This window comes from Streptomyces sp. XY431 (assembly GCF_001279805.1).
Classification (GTDB): Bacteria; Actinomycetota; Actinomycetes; order Streptomycetales; family Streptomycetaceae; genus Kitasatospora; species Kitasatospora purpeofusca.
The window spans coordinates 15,990-32,948 of sequence record NZ_LGDO01000528.1 but is presented as its reverse complement, the minus strand read 5'-3'; the positions used below and the strand labels follow the sequence as shown (position 1 = coordinate 32,948).

22 protein-coding genes are annotated in these 16,959 nt (G+C 74.9%); 10 read left to right on the top strand and 12 right to left on the bottom strand.

The genetic code is table 11. The features are described from left to right. The coding region (locus ADK60_RS41070; protein WP_159400790.1) for an NUDIX hydrolase at positions 1 to 439 on the top strand (439 nt) is incomplete at its 5' end. A gap of 45 nt (positions 440 to 484) precedes the next feature. Further along, on the top strand, positions 485 to 1,336 hold the full coding sequence (locus ADK60_RS41065) for an SDR family oxidoreductase (RefSeq protein ID WP_053652177.1): 852 nt from the start codon (positions 485 to 487) through the stop codon (positions 1,334 to 1,336). Positions 1,337 to 1,384: 48 nt separating this feature from the next. Here the strand turns inward: ADK60_RS41065 and ADK60_RS41060 are convergent, their stop codons facing one another. Beyond that, on the bottom strand, positions 1,385 to 1,723 hold the full coding sequence (locus ADK60_RS41060; protein WP_053652184.1) for a winged helix-turn-helix transcriptional regulator: 339 nt from the start codon (positions 1,721 to 1,723) through the stop codon (positions 1,385 to 1,387). 148 nt (positions 1,724 to 1,871) lie between these two features. Here ADK60_RS41060 and ADK60_RS41055 point away from each other — a divergent pair, with 148 nt between their 5' ends. Both ADK60_RS41055 and ADK60_RS41050 read left to right on the top strand, forming a co-directional pair. Beyond that, complete coding sequence (locus ADK60_RS41055) at positions 1,872 to 2,279, top strand: RidA family protein (RefSeq protein ID WP_053652174.1); 408 nt, start codon at positions 1,872 to 1,874, stop codon at positions 2,277 to 2,279. A gap of 71 nt (positions 2,280 to 2,350) precedes the next feature. Beyond that, positions 2,351 to 3,406 (top strand): hypothetical protein, encoded by a 1,056-nt coding sequence (locus ADK60_RS41050; RefSeq protein ID WP_107094855.1) that lies wholly within the window; start codon positions 2,351 to 2,353, stop codon positions 3,404 to 3,406. A gap of 21 nt (positions 3,407 to 3,427) precedes the next feature. Here the strand turns inward: ADK60_RS41050 and ADK60_RS45535 are convergent, their stop codons facing one another. Next, entirely contained in the window at positions 3,428 to 3,700 is a 273-nt protein-coding gene (locus ADK60_RS45535; RefSeq protein WP_053652170.1) for a hypothetical protein, read from the bottom strand. A gap of 275 nt (positions 3,701 to 3,975) precedes the next feature. Here ADK60_RS45535 and ADK60_RS41040 point away from each other — a divergent pair, with 275 nt between their 5' ends. Beyond that, entirely contained in the window at positions 3,976 to 4,302 is a 327-nt protein-coding gene (locus ADK60_RS41040) for a hypothetical protein (RefSeq protein WP_053652168.1), read from the top strand. A gap of 70 nt (positions 4,303 to 4,372) precedes the next feature. Beyond that, the gene (locus ADK60_RS41035) at positions 4,373 to 4,990 is read left to right on the top strand and encodes a TOPRIM nucleotidyl transferase/hydrolase domain-containing protein (RefSeq protein ID WP_053652166.1); all 618 of its coding nucleotides are present in this window, start codon (positions 4,373 to 4,375) and stop codon (positions 4,988 to 4,990) included. Positions 4,991 to 5,017: 27 nt separating this feature from the next. On the opposite strand, the gene ADK60_RS41030 is transcribed toward ADK60_RS41035, so the two are convergent. From ADK60_RS41030 to ADK60_RS41000, 7 genes are all read right to left on the bottom strand, one after another. Beyond that, positions 5,018 to 5,557, bottom strand: coding sequence for a hypothetical protein (locus ADK60_RS41030; protein WP_234326449.1), 540 nt, complete (start codon positions 5,555 to 5,557; stop codon positions 5,018 to 5,020). A 120-nt stretch (positions 5,558 to 5,677) separates the two neighbouring features. Next, on the bottom strand, positions 5,678 to 6,562 hold the full coding sequence (locus tag ADK60_RS41025) for a hypothetical protein (protein ID WP_053652164.1): 885 nt from the start codon (positions 6,560 to 6,562) through the stop codon (positions 5,678 to 5,680). A gap of 48 nt (positions 6,563 to 6,610) precedes the next feature. Beyond that, positions 6,611 to 7,210: a Uma2 family endonuclease gene (locus tag ADK60_RS41020; protein WP_053652162.1), complete on the bottom strand. Its 600-nt coding sequence runs from the start codon at positions 7,208 to 7,210 to the stop codon at positions 6,611 to 6,613. Beyond that, a complete protein-coding gene (locus tag ADK60_RS41015; RefSeq protein ID WP_053652160.1) occupies positions 7,191 to 8,066 on the bottom strand; it encodes a hypothetical protein in 876 nt (291 codons plus the stop codon). The genes ADK60_RS41020 and ADK60_RS41015 overlap by 20 nt, the downstream gene beginning before the upstream one ends. 136 nt (positions 8,067 to 8,202) lie before the next feature. Beyond that, the gene (locus ADK60_RS41010) at positions 8,203 to 9,243 is read right to left on the bottom strand and encodes a TolB family protein (protein WP_053652158.1); all 1,041 of its coding nucleotides are present in this window, start codon (positions 9,241 to 9,243) and stop codon (positions 8,203 to 8,205) included. After that, positions 9,240 to 10,697, bottom strand: a complete 1,458-nt coding sequence (locus ADK60_RS41005) for an MFS transporter (RefSeq protein WP_053652156.1) — start codon at positions 10,695 to 10,697, stop codon at positions 9,240 to 9,242. The genes ADK60_RS41010 and ADK60_RS41005 overlap by 4 nt, the downstream gene beginning before the upstream one ends. A gap of 5 nt (positions 10,698 to 10,702) precedes the next feature. Beyond that, entirely contained in the window at positions 10,703 to 11,614 is a 912-nt protein-coding gene (locus ADK60_RS41000; RefSeq protein ID WP_053652154.1) for an alkaline phosphatase family protein, read from the bottom strand. Positions 11,615 to 12,225: 611 nt separating this feature from the next. Between ADK60_RS41000 and ADK60_RS40995 the strand changes: the two genes are divergently transcribed. Together ADK60_RS40995 and cobC are read left to right on the top strand one after the other, a co-directional pair. Continuing rightward, the gene (locus tag ADK60_RS40995) at positions 12,226 to 12,672 is read left to right on the top strand and encodes a cobalamin biosynthesis protein (protein ID WP_234371499.1); all 447 of its coding nucleotides are present in this window, start codon (positions 12,226 to 12,228) and stop codon (positions 12,670 to 12,672) included. Then, positions 12,669 to 13,739: an Rv2231c family histidinol phosphate aminotransferase CobC gene (gene cobC, locus ADK60_RS40990; RefSeq protein ID WP_053652150.1), complete on the top strand. Its 1,071-nt coding sequence runs from the start codon at positions 12,669 to 12,671 to the stop codon at positions 13,737 to 13,739. The genes ADK60_RS40995 and cobC overlap by 4 nt, the downstream gene beginning before the upstream one ends. A gap of 4 nt (positions 13,740 to 13,743) precedes the next feature. On the opposite strand, the gene ADK60_RS40985 is transcribed toward cobC, so the two are convergent. Genes ADK60_RS40985 through ADK60_RS40975 form a run of 3 tightly spaced genes read right to left on the bottom strand, consistent with a single transcriptional unit; the run spans position 13,744 to position 15,520 of the window. Next, positions 13,744 to 14,109, bottom strand: coding sequence for a hypothetical protein (locus ADK60_RS40985; RefSeq protein WP_053652148.1), 366 nt, complete (start codon positions 14,107 to 14,109; stop codon positions 13,744 to 13,746). Positions 14,110 to 14,156: 47 nt separating this feature from the next. After that, positions 14,157 to 14,972, bottom strand: coding sequence for an MOSC N-terminal beta barrel domain-containing protein (locus ADK60_RS40980; RefSeq protein WP_234371498.1), 816 nt, complete (start codon positions 14,970 to 14,972; stop codon positions 14,157 to 14,159). A 5-nt stretch (positions 14,973 to 14,977) separates the two neighbouring features. After that, on the bottom strand, positions 14,978 to 15,520 hold the full coding sequence (locus ADK60_RS40975) for a hypothetical protein (RefSeq protein WP_045943842.1): 543 nt from the start codon (positions 15,518 to 15,520) through the stop codon (positions 14,978 to 14,980). 179 nt (positions 15,521 to 15,699) lie between these two features. Between ADK60_RS40975 and ADK60_RS40970 the strand changes: the two genes are divergently transcribed. Both ADK60_RS40970 and ADK60_RS40965 read left to right on the top strand, forming a co-directional pair. Further along, entirely contained in the window at positions 15,700 to 16,347 is a 648-nt protein-coding gene (locus ADK60_RS40970; protein ID WP_053652146.1) for a hypothetical protein, read from the top strand. Positions 16,348 to 16,470: 123 nt separating this feature from the next. Further along, positions 16,471 to 16,902, top strand: coding sequence for a GNAT family N-acetyltransferase (locus tag ADK60_RS40965; protein WP_053652144.1), 432 nt, complete (start codon positions 16,471 to 16,473; stop codon positions 16,900 to 16,902). The last annotated feature ends 57 nt before the right edge of the window (positions 16,903 to 16,959 follow it).

The following is a 16,959-nucleotide window of genomic DNA, read 5'->3' as shown; positions in this document are numbered from 1 at the left end:
CCGCCTGCTCGTCGGCCGGATGTCCCCCACCACCGCCGCCCCCGGACGCTGGCAGTTCCCCGGCGGCTCCGTCGAACCCCCGCCCGACGGCGAGCGCCTGGACCTCGCCGCGCTGCGCCGCAACGCCGTCCGCGAGCTGGCCGAGGAGACCGGAGTCACCGTCGCCGCAACCGAGTTGGAACTCCGGGCCGTCACCCGGGGCCAGTACGGCAGCGTCGGCGTACTGTTCCTCGCCCCGCCCCTCCCCGAAGCGGCCCTGCGCGAGCACTTCACCGCCCTCGCGCCCCCGGAACGGGAACTGGTCGAGCTGGCCTTCGTCCGCTCCCCCGCCGACCTCCCGGGCCTGCCCGGCCCGCACGCCGACTACCTCACCCCGGTCCTCCGCCACCTCACCCGCCGGCGGCCGCCCCGGCCGCCGCTTGACCTGAACCTCGGTTGATGTACGAGGGTCGTGGTCATCGAACAGCGAGACGAGGAGATACCGATGACACAGCCCACGATCCTGGTGACGGGCGCGACCGGACGGGTCGGCGGTTCGGTGGTGGCCCAACTGCACGCGGCGGGCGTACCCGTGCGGGCCCTGGTGCGAGGGGAGGCGGACTTCCCGGAGGGTGTGCGGGCGGTGCGTGGCGATCTCGGTGATCCCGCGTCACTGGGCGCGGCTCTGGAGGGCGTCGACGCGGTGTTCCTGGTGTGGCCGTTCCTGCGCGCCGACGGCGCGGCGGAGGTGATCGACGCAGTCGGGAAGCACGGCCGACGGGTGGTCTACCTGTCGTCCGCCGGGGTCGGGGACGGAAAGGACGCACCGGGTGACCCGATCACCGCGTTCCACACCGAGCTGGAGCGGCTGATCGAGACGTCGGGCCTCGAATGGACGGCGCTGCGGCCCACCGGCTTCGCGAGCAACACGCTGGGCTGGGCGGACGAGCTCCGCGCGACCGGCGCGGTCCGGGCGCCGTTGGCGAAGCTGGCCCGCCCGTTGATCCACGAGGCCGACATCGCCGCGGTCGCCGTTCAGGCACTGACGACGGACACCCTGCTCGGCGCCCGCCCCCTGCTCACCGGTCCCGAACTGGTCACCCAGGAACAGCAGGTGGCGCTGATCGGCGAGGCGGTCGGACGGCCGCTGCGGTTCGAGGAGATCGCACCGGCCGAGGCCGCCGAGCGGATGAGGGCCGCGGGCTACCCGGCGGAGCTGGTGGCGGCCGTGCTCCCGGCCCAGGCGGCCATGCTCGACCGCCCGGAGCCCGTCAACGACGCGGTGGAGGGGATCACGGGGGTCCCGGCCAGGTCCTTCCGGGAGTGGGCGGTGGACCACGCGGCGGACTTCCGCTGAGCGGGACGGCGTTCAGACGGCCGTTCAGGACGCCGTTCAGACGGCCGTTCAGACCGCACCGAAGCGCCGGCGGGCCTCCTCGATCGCGTCCAGGTGGCGGTGGGTCCAGTCGCACATGGCGTCCACCGTGGCGCGCAGGGCCCGGCCCGGCCGGGTGAGGGTGTACTCGACGCGCGGCGGCACCGTCGGGTACACCGTGCGCTCCACCAGGCCGTTGCGCTCCAGCAGGCGCAGGTTCTGCGTCAGCATCTTGTGGCTGATGCCGTCGACCTCCTTGCGCAGCTCGGTGAAGCGCAGGGTGCGGTCCCCCATCGCCTCGACGATGAGCAGCGCCCACTTGTTGGCGATGTCCGAGAAGATCTCCCGCGCCAGGGAGTCCGCCCGCATCGCGTCCGCCCGCTCCTCGGCCGAACCGCTGACCTGCTTGCTCACCTTGAGGTTCCCCAGTCACCGAAAAGTGCGTTCTTACACGTCGGTGAACACTCTCCTACGGTGACCGAGTCACCACAAGAGAGCACGAGGGGCGGAAGCCGCCATGGCCATCACCCTGCTGAACCCGGACGGGCTGCCCACGATCGACGTCTACCACCAGGTGGCGGTCGCCACCGGCTCGCGGACGGTCCACATCGCCGGACAGGTCTCCTGGGACGCCGACGGCGCCACCGTCGGCGCGGGCGACCTGGGCGCCCAGGTCGAGCAGTGCTACCTCAACGTCGCCACCGCCCTGGCCGGGGCGGGCGCGACCTTCGACGACGTCGTGAAGCTGAACGTCCACGTCGTCGACTGGACGCCCGACCTGATGCCGCTGCTCCTGGAGGGCATCGCCCGGGCCACCGCGAGGCTCGGGACCACCGCCACCCCGCCGGCCACCCTGCTCGGTGTGGCCGCGCTGGACGTGCCCGAGCACCTGGTGGAGGTGGAGGCCGTCGCCGTCCTCGACTGAGCCCGGGCCGCCGCCCCGCTGCGCGCAGGAAGTCGGACCCGCCGACTTCCTGCGCGCACTACCCTGCGGGAATGGATCATCAGCAGGACCCGTGGGCGGCACTCCTCCGCCCTCCCGTGCCGTCCGCGCGGCTCGGGCAGGAGTGGCTGGGCGGGATCGGGCTCAACCCGGCCGCGCCGGAAGGCGTGCTGCTCGCCCTCCTGGACGCCGGGCACGCCGACTTCCTGCTCCGCAGCGACCTGCCGCCCGCCGTCCTGGACGCCGCCGTGGCCAGCCCGCACCGGCGGATCTGGGGGCGGGCCGCCGACAGCGGGCGCCTCTCGGCCTCTCAGTGGGAACGGCTGCTCACCGCCCGGGCCGGGCAACCGGAGCACACCCTGCTGACGGAACTGGCGGCGGACGCGGCCGCCCTCCGCGAGCGGGTACCCCGGCGGCGGGGCATCGCACCCGCCCCGGACGGCGACGCCCGGCCGCCCGCGACCCCGGAGCAGATCGCCGAACTGGCCTCCGCTGTCCCGGACATCGACCCCCGGGAGCGGACGGTCGCGCTGTGGTGGGTCGCCGCCCTGTTCGACGACCCGGACGCCATGCGGCAGTTGGCCGCCTCACCCAGGCTCCGGGTCCGCCGCAGCGTCGCCCGGGCGCCCCGACTTCCCGCCGACGTCGCCGAACGCCTCGCCCGTGACGAGGACTTCGCCGTCCGGCTGTTCCTCACCGAGTCCTGCGACGACGCCCCGGCCTGGCTGCTGCTCGACCTCTGGGCGGACGGCTGGGACGGTACCTTCTCCTTCCCCGCCGGCCCGCGCAACCACCCCAACTTCCCCCGCCACGACCTGCTGCGCTTCGCCGACGACCCCCGCCCGCGCGTGCGGCTGCTGGCCCTCGACGACCCGGCAGCCACCACCGCCCTCGCCGAACGCCTCGCCCACGACCCCGCCCCCGAGGTCCGCACCCACGCCCACCGCCACCCGGCCCTGCCCCCGGCCCTGCTGGTCGCCCTGCTCCGGGACCCGGCCACCGCCGCGAATGCCGCCGCCAACCCGGCGGTGCCGGTGGCCGTCATGCACCGCATGATCACGGCGGCGGTACGGGCGGCACCGGCGGCACGGGCGGCCGAGGCGGAGTAGGAAGTCGACCCGGACGACTTCCTACTCCGGGGCTGGCAGGCGGTGCCGGACGTACTCCGGGGCGGCCGGGTCGAGTTCGACGGTGTTCTCGTCCAGGCCGTCGGCGATCCGCACGTGGCCGTCGTCGAACACGAACTCCATGGCCACCATCCCTCTGGCTGTGTCGCAGACGTGCTCCTCGGGCGGAGACCACTCCAGCAGGGCAGCCCCTCGCAGCTCCCGGCCGACGAACGGGGCCAGGCGCTCGTCCTGGTCGGACCACTCGGGTGTGAACCCGGACCACTCCCAGCCCACGATTGCGGTCGTGGTGTCGATGTCGTTCCAGCCGATCGAGAGTTCGGCCGACGATCGCGACGGAGCCGGTCAGGGATGCTCGCACCACGCGGCCATCCCGCAAGGGGTCCGGAGTGGGAAGTCGGACTGGCCGACTTCCCACTCCGACGCGTCCGGGCGGCATCCCACCGACGTCCGACCATGCACGCCGGCCGTATCAGAAGGAAGGCCCTCGGCCATGACCGAACCGTGGCCGGTGGCCTGTTGGTCACTCACCGAACGCCATACTGCACATCGTGGATCGCGACGACCTGATTGCCGCCCTCGAAGAACACGGCACCGATACGGCCGGTCATGCCGCACTGGCCCTGCGTGCCGGGACTTCGTTCCAGGTATGGGCCGGATCGACGGTGCCGGCCGACCGGCTCTTCGCCATCTGGGCATGGCGGGCCGAATGCTTGGCGGAGGACGGCGTCGCCACCCGTTGGGACTTCGACCAGGGACTGCCCGACCTTCGGCTCGCGGGCGACACTCCCGTCACCCTGGGGCGAGTGGGGATGCCCGGGGACTCGCGCCTGGTCTTCCTGAACGCCGACCTGAGTTCGTGCGTTGCCGTGCTGTAGCTCCGCCCGGAGGGGCCGACGCGGCGAAAATGGCGGGCCCCGGGCGGCTCGGCGGAGCAGAATGCGCAGCATGGCGGACATGGCAGCGTTCCAGGACGCGATCACGGCTTGGGCGGCGGGCGGACCCGGTGGGCCTGCGGGGGAACTGGCCGAGCGGGTGGGGGTGCGGACGGCGGTCCTGGTGGAGGGGCCGAGCGACCTCGCCGCCGTCGGGACGCTGGCCGCGCGGCACGGCCGGGACCTGGCCGGGGACGGGGTGTGCGTGGTCTCCATGGGCGGGGCGATGAACATCGCCCGCTACGCCGAACTGCTCGGGCCGCCCGGGCTGGGGCTGCGCCTCACCGGGCTGTGCGACGCGAACGAGCAGGGCTTCTACGAGCGCGGGCTCGACCGGGCGGGAGCGCCGCGCGAGGGGTTCTTCGTCTGTGTGGCGGACCTGGAGGAGGAGTTGATCCGCGCGCTGGGCGTGGCCCGGGTCGTGGAGATCGTCCGGGACGAGGGCGACCTCCCGGCCTGGCAGACCTTCGTCCGCCAGCCCGCCCACCAGGGCCGCCCGGCCGAGGGGCAGCTGCGGCGCTTCCTCGGCACCAAGAAGGGCCGCAAGATCCGCTACGGGCATCTGCTGGTACAGGCCCTGGCCCCCGGGCAGGAGCCGGCCCCGCTGCACGACCTGCTCGCCGCGGTCTGAGTCGACGGGACAGCCGGAACGCGGCCGTCAGTACTCGACGGCGTCCAGGTGGTAGGTGGTGTCGACCCAGAACTCGCCGGCCTTCGCCTTGATGGAGAGCACGTACTGCCCGGGCGCCAGCGGGTCCAGGGCGCACCACTGGCCCCAGGCGACGCGCGGGATGCCCATCGCCAGGAAGCGCCTGGACGCGAACTCCTGCACCCGCAGCGGGACTCCGTTCAGCGTCGCCTCGGCCTTGGAGGTCTCGACCCGCCACGGCGCGGAGGACAGGCCGAGGGCGAGGCGCTGGGTGTTGAAGACCGGGAAGAAGACCGGCTGCCCGGCGCGGATGGGGCAGCGGCGCACCACGCGGCCGCCGTAGGTGCCGGCCAGGAACCAGACGTCCGAGGGCTGCCGCCAGTTGGCGAACTCGCCGGTGGTGTCACCGACGGGGCTGCGCTCGGCCGGGGCCGACAATGCCCACTTCCACCAGCGCGCCGCGAGCTCCGCGCCCCGGCGGGGGTCCACGGTGTCGGCACCGGTCTCGGGGGAGACGGCCTCGCCCACGGTCTGCTCCTTCGGTTCCACGCGCGCACCGCAGATCGGTTCGCCCCGCGACTTTATCCCCTGGGTTTGTCCCCCGGGAGCCGGGCCCTCCCGCGCGGGAGGGCCCGGGGCGGACCGCCGGGCGGTCAGGCGGTCACGCGGTCAGGCGGTCACGCGGCGGACGGTGACCTCGTACTGGTCGACCGCGCCGTCCCAGCGGACGACGACGGTGCCGCCCTGCGACTCGTCGTAGTCGTCGTCCTCGGACTCCTCGAACTCCTCGTCGTCATCGTCATCGTCATCGTCGTCGTCCGCGTCGGCCGGGGCGAACCGGACGAGGGCGAGGTCGTGGGACTCCTCGTCGCAGAAGGCCGCCAGATAGTCCCGCAGGGCCGGGTCGGCCACACCGGCCACCAGCTCGTGGGCCTCCTCCTCCACTTGGTCGGCGCTGTCGCCGAGACCGGCCGGGACCAGTTCCGACGACGTGGCGGCGGTCAGGCCGGCGGCGGCGCAGAGGGCGTCGAGCAGGGTGTCGCCGGAGGCGATCCGGGCCTGCCAGAGTGTCCACAACTCCCGGGGCAGATCGGCCGAGGCGAGGTCGACGCCGTGGCGCCCGGCCGCCCGGCCCAGGTCGGCGCCCAGCAGGGCACCGCGCCACTGGCCGCTCTCGGACTCCGCGACGGCGGCGGCGAGATCGGCGCCGAACGCGGCCAGCGTGTCGGGAAGTTCGCGCGGGTCGACCCAGAACAGCGACCGGCTCGCGTCGAACACCAACTCGGTCCCGGCCGCGTCACCGGGCGGGGTGAGCAGGAGATGGCCGGGCTCGACCGTCTCCTCCCCTGCGAGCGCGGCCCGGCCGACCCACACCGGGTCGTGGTCGAGTTCGGCCTCGTCGAGGAAGTTGCCGCCGTAGTAGGCCCCGTAGCGGGCGTCCCCGTCCTCGTACTCGGCCAGGGGCCGGCCGAGCACCTCCCCGAAGCCCTGGGCCAGAGTGGCCGCCCACTCCGCGGAACGGGTGGGCGGCGGCGTGCTGTTCTCAAGCGTCATGGCGGGAGTACAGCACGGCCAACCGACAACACCGGAAGGCGGGTTGGTTCAGCGGCTGTAGTCCTTGAGCTCCTCGGTGTCCAGCACCGCACCGATGAGCGGCAGCTCGACCCGCTCGCCGTAGTCGTAGCTCCGGATCACTCGGTAGCGGCCCTTGACCGGCTCGCTGTGGACGGTGACGGTGTCGCTGTCCCGGTCGACCAGCAGGTGGAGCGGGATGCCGCTCTCGGCGTACGCGCGGGGCTTCTCGACCCGGTGCCGCTCGTCGGCCCGCCGGTCGAAGGAGGTGATCTCCGCGACCAGCAGCACACCCCGGGAGTCGGCCCGCTCCCCTTGGCCGGCGAAGTACTCGGCGGGCGCGAGGGTGCCGTCCGGGCGGGCGGCACCGGCCGGGTAGGCGGCACCGGCCTGGCGTGACGGGACGAGGCGCAGGCCCTGTCGGCCGAAGAGCCAGAGGTCCGGCCGCTGCTGTGCGCAGGCCCGCTGGAGCCACGCGAGGATCTGGCCCCGGTCGCCGTCGGGCGCGGGCCTGACCCCCAGCTCGCCGCCGACGAGCTCCAGTACGACGTCGTGGCGGGCGGCGGTGTCGGCGATGGCCTCGAAGGCGTCGAGCCGCAGTTCCGGCCGGTCAGCCGGTGGCGCGGACATAGATGTCGGCGGCGCCGGGGAGGCCGGCGGGGTCGGGGGCGACATAGATGCGGCGGGCCCGGTTGCGGGTGGGGTCGGTGCTGGGGGCGGGGTCCTCGGTGTCCTCGGGGGTCGGAGTCGGGGTCGGGGTGGGGCTGGGGTCGGCGGCGGGGTCGGCGGCCGGGGCGATGTGCTCCGTGGGTTCCGGGTCGGTGGCCTCGGTGGCGGGCTGGGTGGTGTCCGCCGGGGCGGCGTCGGGGGCCGGATCCTCGGTCGGCGCCTCGTCGGCCATCTCGGCGGGCGAGGCGGAGGGCGAAGCGGAGGGCGAAGCGGAGGGCGAAGCGGACGGCGACGCCACGGGCAACGCGGAGGGGGAAGCCGACGGCGAAGCCGAAGCCGTCGGCAGCCCGCCCACCTCCGGGGCCGAGGCCGGCTCGTCGCCGCCCAGCGCCTCGGTGAGGTCGGCGGGCAGCGGGGCGGCGGCGCCGGGGGCGGGCAGGTCGTAGGTGCGCAGGAAGTCGCCGACACCGACCTCGCGCCCGCCCGCCAGCCGGTAGTGCAGATAGGCGACGGGCAGGCCGTCCGCCCCCCGCGTGTAGACGGCGCCGACCGGCACGTAGTAGCGGCCCGCGCCCGGGTGCTGGGAGGGATGGAGCCCGGCCAGCAGTTCGGCGCGGTCGCGGTCGGTCTCGATGGCGCCCCGGCCGACGGTGAGCGCGTTGACGCCCCGGACGGCGAGGGCCGCCAGCACCGACACGAAGACCACCAGACCGATCGCGACCGTCCGGCGCAGCACCGGCCGGCCGTGCAGCGCCGGCCAGGAGTCGCTGGTCGCACGCTCGGGCGGCGATCCGCCGTCGGGCCCTCGTTGCCTCACTGTTCCCGCTCCCCCCGGTCCGTCCTCGTGGCGGCCCGGTCGGGGGCGCGGCCACTCGTAGTGCTCGTCCTGGACCCTACGCTCCGAGTTCCGAGTGGGACCAACCACCCCGATCGGCCCTCGTGCGACCCTCCGCTCAGCCCAGGTAGGCGGGGGCCACGGCGGCCTCCAGCAGCCGCCCGGCCGCGCCGCCGCCGTCGGCGGGGACGGTCCACAGGTCGGCGCCGAAGTCGCCGGGCATGGCGTAGAGCAGGGTGCGGTCGTCGGCCCAGACGGCCTGGTCGTCGATGCTGCGCTGCTCGGCGGTGGCGGTCTCGGTCATGGTGGCGAGGTCGAGGACGTACAGCCGCCAGGGGGCGTCCGCGGAGGCGCCGGGGACGCGCTTCTTGTAGGCGATCCGGGTGCCGTCCGGGGAGAGGGACGGGCACTCGACGTTCTGGTGCAGGGTGGTGAGGGTGCGGGCGGCGAGGTCGCCGCGGACCAGGTAGGTCTGGCCGCCGGTGGCGACGGTGGCGTAGAAGGTGCTGTCGTCGGCGAAGGTCACGCCCCAGACGTTGACGTCCGGGGCCCGGTACGGCCTGCCGTCCTTGATCACGTCGAACTCCTCCAGGTTCTCCCGGAGGTTCCAGTCGCGGACGTCGACGATCGAGGTGCGGGTGGAGAAGTCGGTGCCCGCGTAGGAGTCGCCGCTGACGAAGACGGTCCAGGCGGCGAGGTGGCCGGAGGGCGAGACCCGGGAGCGGGTGGGGACGCCGGCGGCCGGGAAGGAGCGCAGTTCGCGCAGGTGGTCGTCGAGGACGACGGCCCGGTAGGTGTCCTGGAGGGCGCCCCGGTCGGCCCGCAGGCAGATGCCGGTGCCGGCGGCGGCGTAGAAGCGCAGGCACTGGACGCCGGAGGAGGTGCGCGGGCCGTCGGGGTGCCCGGCGGGGACGGTGACGACCTCGTCGCGGTGCGGGCCCCAGGCCATGTTGCGGAAGACCAGCTGGCGGGCGGCCGGGTCCTTGAGGGTGACCTCGCCCCGGGTGACGACCGGGCCGCCGGCCTGGGTGCGGTCGCGTTCGGCGGAGCGGTCCGAGGCCCACAGGACGGCGCCGGTGCCGACCGCGCCGAGCAGGACGACGGCGACCAGCAGGATCAGCACCCGGGTGCGGTTCGGGAGGGTGGTGGCGGTGGTCACGAGGGCACCTCGGAGTCGTCGGTCGTGGGGGCGGCGGGCCCGCCGGGAGCAGCGGCAGCGGCAGCAGCAGCGGGCTCGCGCAGGACGAACGCCGCCCCGGTGACGCAGCCGGCCAGCGCCAGCGCCGACCAGGTCAGCGCGGTGGTGCCGCCGACCGCGCTCCACAGCGCGCCGAACACCAGCGAGCAGGCGAACCGGGCCAGCGCCTGCCCGGTGCCGACCAGGGCGAGGCCGGCGCCGCGCCGCTCGGCGGGGACGGTGTCGGCCGCGGCGGCGGCGAGCACGCCGTCCGTGGCGGCGTAGAAGGAGCCGTGCAGCAGCAGGACGCAGACCACGACGGCCGGGCCGTCCAGCGGCGACAGCAGCAGGCCGTAGGCGAGCAGCAGGACGCCGTGCCCGGCCAGGAACAGCCGGCGGCGGCCGATCCGGTCGGCGAGCGCGCCGAGCGGCACGGCGAGCAGCAGGAAGGCGCCCGCGGTGCCGAGCGGCAGCAGCGGGAAGTACTCGACGGAGAGGCCGAGCCGGCGCTGCACCAGCAGGTAGAGGAAGGAGTCGCTGACGGTGGTGAGGCCGAGCAGCACCGCGCACACGGTGAGCCGCCGCAGGCCGGGGATGCGCAGCAGCGCGAGCCCGTCCCGCAGCCGGGGGCGGGCGTCGGACGGCGGTTCGGCGCCCTCGGACGTCCCGGCGGCGTCGAGCCGGTTCGGCACGAACAGCAGCAGGACGAGGACGCCGAGCACCGCGACGCACCCGCTGACCGCGAACACCGCGTGGTAGCCCTGCTGCTGGCCGCCGTCGGCGAGCAGCGGGCCGCCGGCCAGCCGCAGCACGAGGAAGGCGGTGAGCGGGCCGAGCAGCGCGCCCGCCGTGTCCATCGCCCGGTGGACGCCGAACGCCCGGCCGCGGTGGGCCGGTTCGGTGGCGAGCGAGATCATCGCGTCCCGCGGGGCGGTGCGCAGGCCCTTGCCGGTGCGGTCGGCGGCGACCACGGCGCCGATCAGCGGCACGGTGTGGACGAGCAGCAGCAGCGGCTTGCAGAGCGCGGACAGTCCGTAGCCGACGGCGGCGACGGCCTTGTGCCGGGACGCCCCGTCGCGGCCCCGGCGGTCGGCGAGGTGGCCGCCGAGCAGGCGGACGACGGCGCTGAAGCCGTTCTGGATGCCGTCGAGCAGGCCGAAGCCGAGCGGGGACAGGCCGAGGCCGGTGAGCAGGTAGAGCGGCAGGACGGCGCTGACCATCTCGGAGGAGATGTCGGTGACCAGGCTGACCACGCCCAGGGCCACCACGGTGCCGGGGACGGCCGCCCGGACGGCGGTGCGGCGTCCGTCGGCGGTACGGCGCCCGTCGCCGGTGCCGGGCCCGTCGCCGGTGCCGTCGGCGGCCTCCCGCCGCCCCGGCCGGGTCTCGGCCGGGGCGACGGGGGCCTTGGAGCTGCGGGAGTCCGCGACGTACACGGGCGTCAGTTCCAGATGCCGGTGATGGTGGCGGCGGTGGCGGCGTTGCCCGCGTGGCTGGTCAGGCCGGCGAGGTCCTCCAGGGTGCGCAGCACGTTGTAGTGGTTGTAGGTGGTGGCGGTGGTGGAGCCCGGGGTGACGTGGGCGCCGTAGAAGACGGTGGGGATGCGGTTGCCGGCGAGGCGGTTGTCCTCGTCGAAGGTGACGACGAGGATGCTGTTGTTGGCCTTGGCCCAGGTGGCGTAGGCGCCGAGCTTGTTCTTGATCCAGGTGTCACCGGTGCCGACCGAGCAGTCGTGCATGTCGTTGCACAGGTCCGGGACGACGAAGGAGACCTTCGGCAGGGTCGCGAAGTTCGTCGGGAACTGCGTCATGGTGTACGCGGTGTTGGTCGGCACGTTGGAGAAGCCGAACCACGGGTTGTGCTTCTGCGCGTACTTGCCGCTGGAACAGACGGTCGAACCCTGGCTCGGCAGGCCCTCGTTGTAGCTGCCCCAGGTCTGGCCGGCGGCGATCAGCTCGGAGGCGAGGTTCGGCTTGTTGATCGAGCCGACGGAGACGCAGCTGTCGTCGGTGCGGCCCTGGTTGGAGCCGGAGAACAGCTGGTAGTAGTTGGGCTCGCTGGGGTGGGTGAGCCCGAAGGACTGGGTGAGGGTGGCGCCGCCGGCCTTGAGGGTGTTGTTGATGTACGGCGCGCTGGAGCTGCCGATGACCTGGGTGTAGGCGTGGTTCTCCAGGACGACGACGACCACGTGGTCGGGCGTCGGCAGGGCGGCGGCCTGCGCGGTGGAGCCGGTGGCGGCCCAGAGGCCGAGCGAGCCGGCGACGAGGCCGAGCCCGGCGGCCGAGGCGGTGAGCTTGCGGCGGCGGGGGCGGCTCGGGGCGGCACCCCCGGCGCTCGTGGTGGTGGCGCTCATGTCAACAGTGTCCGGAGTTTCGGGCATGGTGTCCTCCGTGCGTCGGGATCGGCGGCGGGCAGGGCAGGCTTTCCCGGCCGCCGGGTACTGCCGGGTGGGAGAGGACCGCCGGTCGGGGCACCGGCGGTTTCGGAGCGCCGCAAACAGTAGGAGCGGTGCGGTGGCGCGGGCCTCGGCGGAGAGGTGAAGAACTGGCGAACAGGGATCGGTGGCCGAGCTTCGCCGCCGGACGGCGGCCGGGGAACGTCACAATCGGCTCGATTGACCCGTCCGTCGCGGGCGTGGTGGGATTTCCGGCGGCCCCCGACGCCCGGTATCGCCCTGACCTGCGGTGTTCCGCCCGAGCGGCGACCGGCGGATTTCGGCCGCCCCGGTGGCGTTCGGTGGCCGCAGGGCCGGGCCGGCCGGCGTCCGGACCTCGGGCAGGTGTCGGGCGGGTGACGTGGAGGAGCGGGACGTGAGCGGACGGTGAGTGCGGCGTGAGGAATCCGGACCGGGACGGGCCCGGCCGACCCGACGCTCGCCCCGAGGACCGGGGCGACGGCGGGCCGCGGGGCGCTGGGAGCACTCGGGGGGCGCGGACTCCGCGGGATGCGCGGGGCGCTCGTGACGTGCACGGCGCAGTGCGCCCGCCGGACGGCGACGGGTTCGTTCACGACGGCGGCCTCGTCGTCGGCGTGGGCGTGCGCGCGACCGCCACGGAGACGGAACTGCTGGAGCTGATCCGGCGGACCCTCGCCGGAGCCGGACTGCCCGCCGACGCCGTCCGCGCGCTCGCGACCCTCACCGGCAAGGGCGGCCACCCCGCCGTCCGGGCGGCCGCGGCGGCACTCGGCGCCCCCGTGATCGAGTACCCGGCCGGGGCGCTGGCCGCCGTCCGGGTGCCGAACCCGTCCGGCACCGTCGGCGAGGCGGTCGGGACGGTCAGCGTGGCCGAGGCGGCGGCGCTGGCGGCGACGGGCGGCGGCGAACTCCTCGCCCCCAAACGGAAGACCGCGTCCGCGACGGCCGCCGTCGCCCGCACCCCCCACCACCGGAACGCAGGAGAGCACCCGTGACCCCCCACTCCCCCGCCGGACCCGAGGCGCACGAGCCGGACCTGCGCCACCACGGGGACGCCGAGGTCCGCGCCGACGGCGCCGACCTGGTCGACCTCGCCGTCAACGTCCGCACCGGCACACCCCCGGCCTGGCTGCGCGCCCGCCTCGCCGCCACCCTCGCCGACCTCGCCGCGTACCCCGACGGCACCGCCGCCCGCGCCGCCGTCGCCGCCCGGCACGGCCGCCCGGTGGACGAGGTGCTGCTCACCTCCGGCGCCGCCGAGGCGTTCGTCCTGCTCGCACGCGTCCTGACGCCCAGTCACATCACGGTGGTGCACCCCCAGTTCACCGAACCCGAGGCCGCCCTGCGGGACGCCGGGCACCCGGTGCACCGCGCCCTGCTCTCCCCCGCCGAGGGCTTCCGGCTGACCGCCGACGCCGTCCCGGAGGAGTCCGACCTGGTCGTGCTCGGCAACCCCACCAACCCCACCTCCGTCCTCCACCCGGCCGCCGCCGTCGCCGCCCTGGCCCGGCCCGGCCGCACCCTGGTGATCGACGAGGCGTTCATGGACACCGTGCCCGGGGAGAGCGAATCCCTGGCCGCGGCACGGGAGTTGCCGGGCCGGGTGGTGGTGCTGCGCAGCCTCACCAAGACCTGGGGGCTGGCCGGGCTGCGGATCGGCTACGTGCTCGGCCCGGCCCCGCTGATCGCCGGACTCGCCGCCGCCCAGCCGCTCTGGCCGGTCTCCACCCCGGCCCTGGTCGCCGCCGCGGCCTGCTCGGCCCCGGCCGCGCTCGACGAGGCCGAGCAGGCCGCCCACGAGCTCGGACTCCGGCGCGACCACCTGCTGAAGGGCCTGGCCGCCCTCCCCGAGGTCCGGGTGCACGGCGAACCGGCGGCGTCCTTCGTCCTGGTCGAGCTGCCCGGCGCGGACACCGTGCGCGACCGGCTGCGCGAACGCGGCTTCGCCGTCCGCCGGGGCGACACCTTCCCCGGCCTCGGGCCGGACTGGCTCCGCATCGCCGTCCGGGACGAGGGCACCACGGACGCGTTCCTCGCCGCGCTCGCCGAGGCCCTGGGTTAGGGAGTCAGGGAACGGCGGGCCGGCCGAGGGCGGCGGACGTCCCGAACGGCAGCGGGCCCGGACCGGGGATGGTGAGCGTCGGCGTGCCCGAGGGCGTCGTCACCGTCACCGTGACCGGCGCCGAGCGCCCGCCCGACCCGCCGTCCCCCGAGGTCAGGAGCACCACCGCCAGGGTCGCCCCGGCCGTCCCGACCACGGCCCAGCGCGCCCACCGCGCCGCCCGTCCGCCCGCGCTCCCGTCCACACCCTTGCCGTCCACGCCCTTGCCGTCCACGCCCTTGCCCGCCGTGCCCTTGCCCGCCGTGTCCTCGAACTGCCGGTGCCCGCCGCCCATCCCGGTCGCCTCCCCGGACTCGGTTCTGGTACCCATGGGACCTCCTGGAGCGGCAACCGGTTCCGTTTCCGCGGGAAAACCCCTCAGGACACCGGCCCGACCCGGTCCCCGACCCGCACCCGCCCGGGCCTCAGCACCCGGGCGTACACACCCAGACAGGGCAGCGCCGACATGCCCGGCAGCGGCACCACCCGGTTGCGCTCCGCGAGCACCCGCAGCGCCGCCGCCGAGCGCGGCAGCCCCGGCCCGTGCGCGAGGGTGGGGACGGCGCAGCGCGGAGTCGCGGCCAGGACGTGCAGGCGCAGCTCAGGGCCGACCGCCAACTCCCCCTCCACCCAGCCGTTCTCGACGAAACCGGCGACACCGCCGGGAGTCCGCAGCACCAGGTTGGGGCGGTACCGCCCGGCCGCCGCCTCGGGCGCGTCGGCGGCGGCGAGGGCGGCCGTGGTGAGCAGGTGGAGCGGCGCGAAGTCGAAGAAGGTGCCGGACGGCGCGCCGCGCCCCAACTCGCTGACGGTGAAGCCGACCTCGGCGCGCACGCCGCGCGCCAGCACCTCCTCCGGGACGGACCGTTCGACGCTCGCGCCCGGCGGCGGCACGTCCACCAGCCGGACCTTGCGGCCCAGCCGCTCCGAGAGCCCGCCCTCGTCGACGAGCTCGCCGTCCGGACCGAGCACGGCCACCCGGCCACCCGGCCCGGTGACCGCCGTGAACCCGAGGACGCCCGCCCACAGCCGCGGGTGCTTGGCGCTCACCACCCGTCCGGTGTCGGCGTCCAGCAGCGCCCACGCGCGGTCGCCGGCGATGCCGCGCTCCGACACCTCCGCCTCGCGGAGGTCCTCACCGAGCATCGACTTCACCGGGTACCGGCACAGCCGCTCCACCCTGGCGACCAGCACCGCGCTCAGCCTCCCAACTCGGTCCGCGCCCACTCCCGCAGGGTGTCGAAGTCCTCGGCCCGCAGGCCGACCCCGGGGTGGATCCGGAACGTCGCCGCCGGGCCCGGGTGGTTGGCGGCTATCCACTCGGTGTCCTGCGGGCCCAGCTCGTCGTCCACCCAGACGAAGGGGCGCCCGGCCGCCCAGTCGACCAGGACCCTGGTCTTCCAGTGCAGGCCGTCCGGGTCCTCGTGGAACATCTCCGGCCAGGCGATGAACGGGAGTTCGGGCAGCCCGACGAGCGGGGCGATCCAGGTGTTGGCCTCGCCCTTCCAGGCTGTTGCCCAGACCAACTCGAAGGGCAGGTCGAGGAGTCGGGGGCCGTGGTCGGGGTTGATCCAGAGCCGGATCGGATCGACCTCCCCGGTCGGCCGTCCGGGGAAGCGCGCCAGCAGGAACTCCGGGCGGACGTGGTGGGTGCCGTATCCGGCGGGCTGTTCCGGCGGTTGGGCGGCGAACGGGTTCAGCGGGCCGTCGACGTCGAGGAGGAGCAGCGGGAGGGTGGTCATGACGCGAATGGTCCCGCGCGGCGCGCTTCTTGACCATCTTTTCTGCGGCGGGAGGGAGGGTGCGGGGCGGTCCGGAACAGAATCGGGATATTTCCCGCACCGGACCGTGAACGACCCCGGCGTACGGTCGTCCTGCGCCGGTGAGCGACACCGGCAGTCACAACCCTGGGGGATCCGCCATGCGCCCGCGCCGTCTCGTTCTCACCGCCGTCGCCGTCGCGGCCCTCGCCGTCACCGCCACCGCTTGCGGGCCGGAGAACAGCGACCCCGCCCCCGCCGCGTCCGGCCCGGCCACGACGGCCGCCGCCCCCGCGGCCCCGGCTTCCACTCCGGCGGCCTCCGCTCCGGCCCCGGCCTCCGCGCCCGCCGGCGCGCCCTCGACCGCGCCCACCACCGGGAAGCCCTCCGCTTCCGCCCCCGCCCAGGCCGCCGGCACCTGCGGCGCCAAGGACCTCGTCCTCACCGCCAAGGCCGAGTCCCAGGCGGGCGGCTACATCCTGATCACCGCCAAGGCCAAGCCCGGCGTCACCTGCACCCTGCCCGCCCGCCGCCCCGTGATCGCCTTCGGCTCGGGCGGCATCGAGGCGGCCAAGGCCGAGCAGACCGCCGCCCAGCCGATCAAGCTCAGCGGGTCGGACGTCGCCTACGCGGGCGTCATGACCAAGACCACCAAGGACAACCAGGCGATCCAGTTCACCGACGTCATCGTCGGCGTCAACGACCCGGACCCCGACCCGGTCAGCCTGCCGATCGGCCCGACCAACGTGGACAAGCCGATCGTCACCAACTGGCACAGCCGGCCCACGGAGGCCGTCCCCGTCCACTGACCGGCCCGGCCCGCGAGCACCGGCCCGCGACCACCGGGCCGCGAGCACCGGCCCGTGATCACCGGGCCGCCGCCGGACCGGTAATCGCTGGTCCGGCGGCGGCTCCTCTGCTTGGATCCGGCCATGACCACGGAACTGCCGGACGGCTACGAGATCTCCACCGACCCCGCGCGCCTCGACGCCGCGCTGATCCACCGGTGGCTGTCCGAGGACGCCTACTGGGCACTCGGCCGCAGCCGCGAGAAGCAGGACCTCGCCATCGCCGGCTCGCTCAACTTCGGTGTCTACGAGAGCGCTTCCGGCACCCAGATCGGCTACGCCCGGGTGGTCACCGACCACGCCACCTTCGCCTGGCTCTGCGACGTCTACATCGCCCCGGCCGCCCGCGGCCGGGGCCTCGGCACCGCCCTCGCCACCGCCGTCCGCGACCACCTCGCCCCCTACGGCCTGCGCCGCCTGCTGCTCGCCACCGCCGACGCCCACACCGTCTACGCCAAGGTCGGCTTCGAACCCATGGCGAAGCCGGAGAAGTGGATGGTCCTCGGCCAGCAGTGAGGCCGTGCGGCGAAGCCATGCGGTGGACACCGCGCCGGGTGGACGGATGCCGGAAAC

Bases quoted from the DNA above. Each gene is read 5' to 3' on its own strand.
- ADK60_RS41020 (WP_053652162.1), bottom strand. From the start codon at position 7,210: ATGTCCGCGCCACCGGCTGACCGGCCGGAACTGCGGCTCGACGCCTTC.
- ADK60_RS40970 (WP_053652146.1), top strand. From the start codon at position 15,700: ATGCGCCCGCGCCGTCTCGTTCTCACCGCCGTCGCCGTCGCGGCCCTC.
- ADK60_RS41000 (WP_053652154.1), bottom strand. From the start codon at position 11,614: ATGAGCGCCACCACCACGAGCGCCGGGGGTGCCGCCCCGAGCCGCCCC.
- ADK60_RS41050 (WP_107094855.1), top strand. From the start codon at position 2,351: ATGGATCATCAGCAGGACCCGTGGGCGGCACTCCTCCGCCCTCCCGTG.
- ADK60_RS40985 (WP_053652148.1), bottom strand. From the start codon at position 14,109: ATGGGTACCAGAACCGAGTCCGGGGAGGCGACCGGGATGGGCGGCGGG.
- ADK60_RS41025 (WP_053652164.1), bottom strand. From the start codon at position 6,562: ATGACGCTTGAGAACAGCACGCCGCCGCCCACCCGTTCCGCGGAGTGG.
- ADK60_RS40975 (WP_045943842.1), bottom strand. From the start codon at position 15,520: ATGACCACCCTCCCGCTGCTCCTCCTCGACGTCGACGGCCCGCTGAAC.
- ADK60_RS41035 (WP_053652166.1), top strand. From the start codon at position 4,373: ATGGCGGACATGGCAGCGTTCCAGGACGCGATCACGGCTTGGGCGGCG.
- ADK60_RS41055 (WP_053652174.1), top strand. From the start codon at position 1,872: ATGGCCATCACCCTGCTGAACCCGGACGGGCTGCCCACGATCGACGTC.
- ADK60_RS40965 (WP_053652144.1), top strand. From the start codon at position 16,471: ATGACCACGGAACTGCCGGACGGCTACGAGATCTCCACCGACCCCGCG.
- ADK60_RS41060 (WP_053652184.1), bottom strand. From the start codon at position 1,723: ATGCGGGCGGACTCCCTGGCGCGGGAGATCTTCTCGGACATCGCCAAC.
- ADK60_RS41065 (WP_053652177.1), top strand. From the start codon at position 485: ATGACACAGCCCACGATCCTGGTGACGGGCGCGACCGGACGGGTCGGC.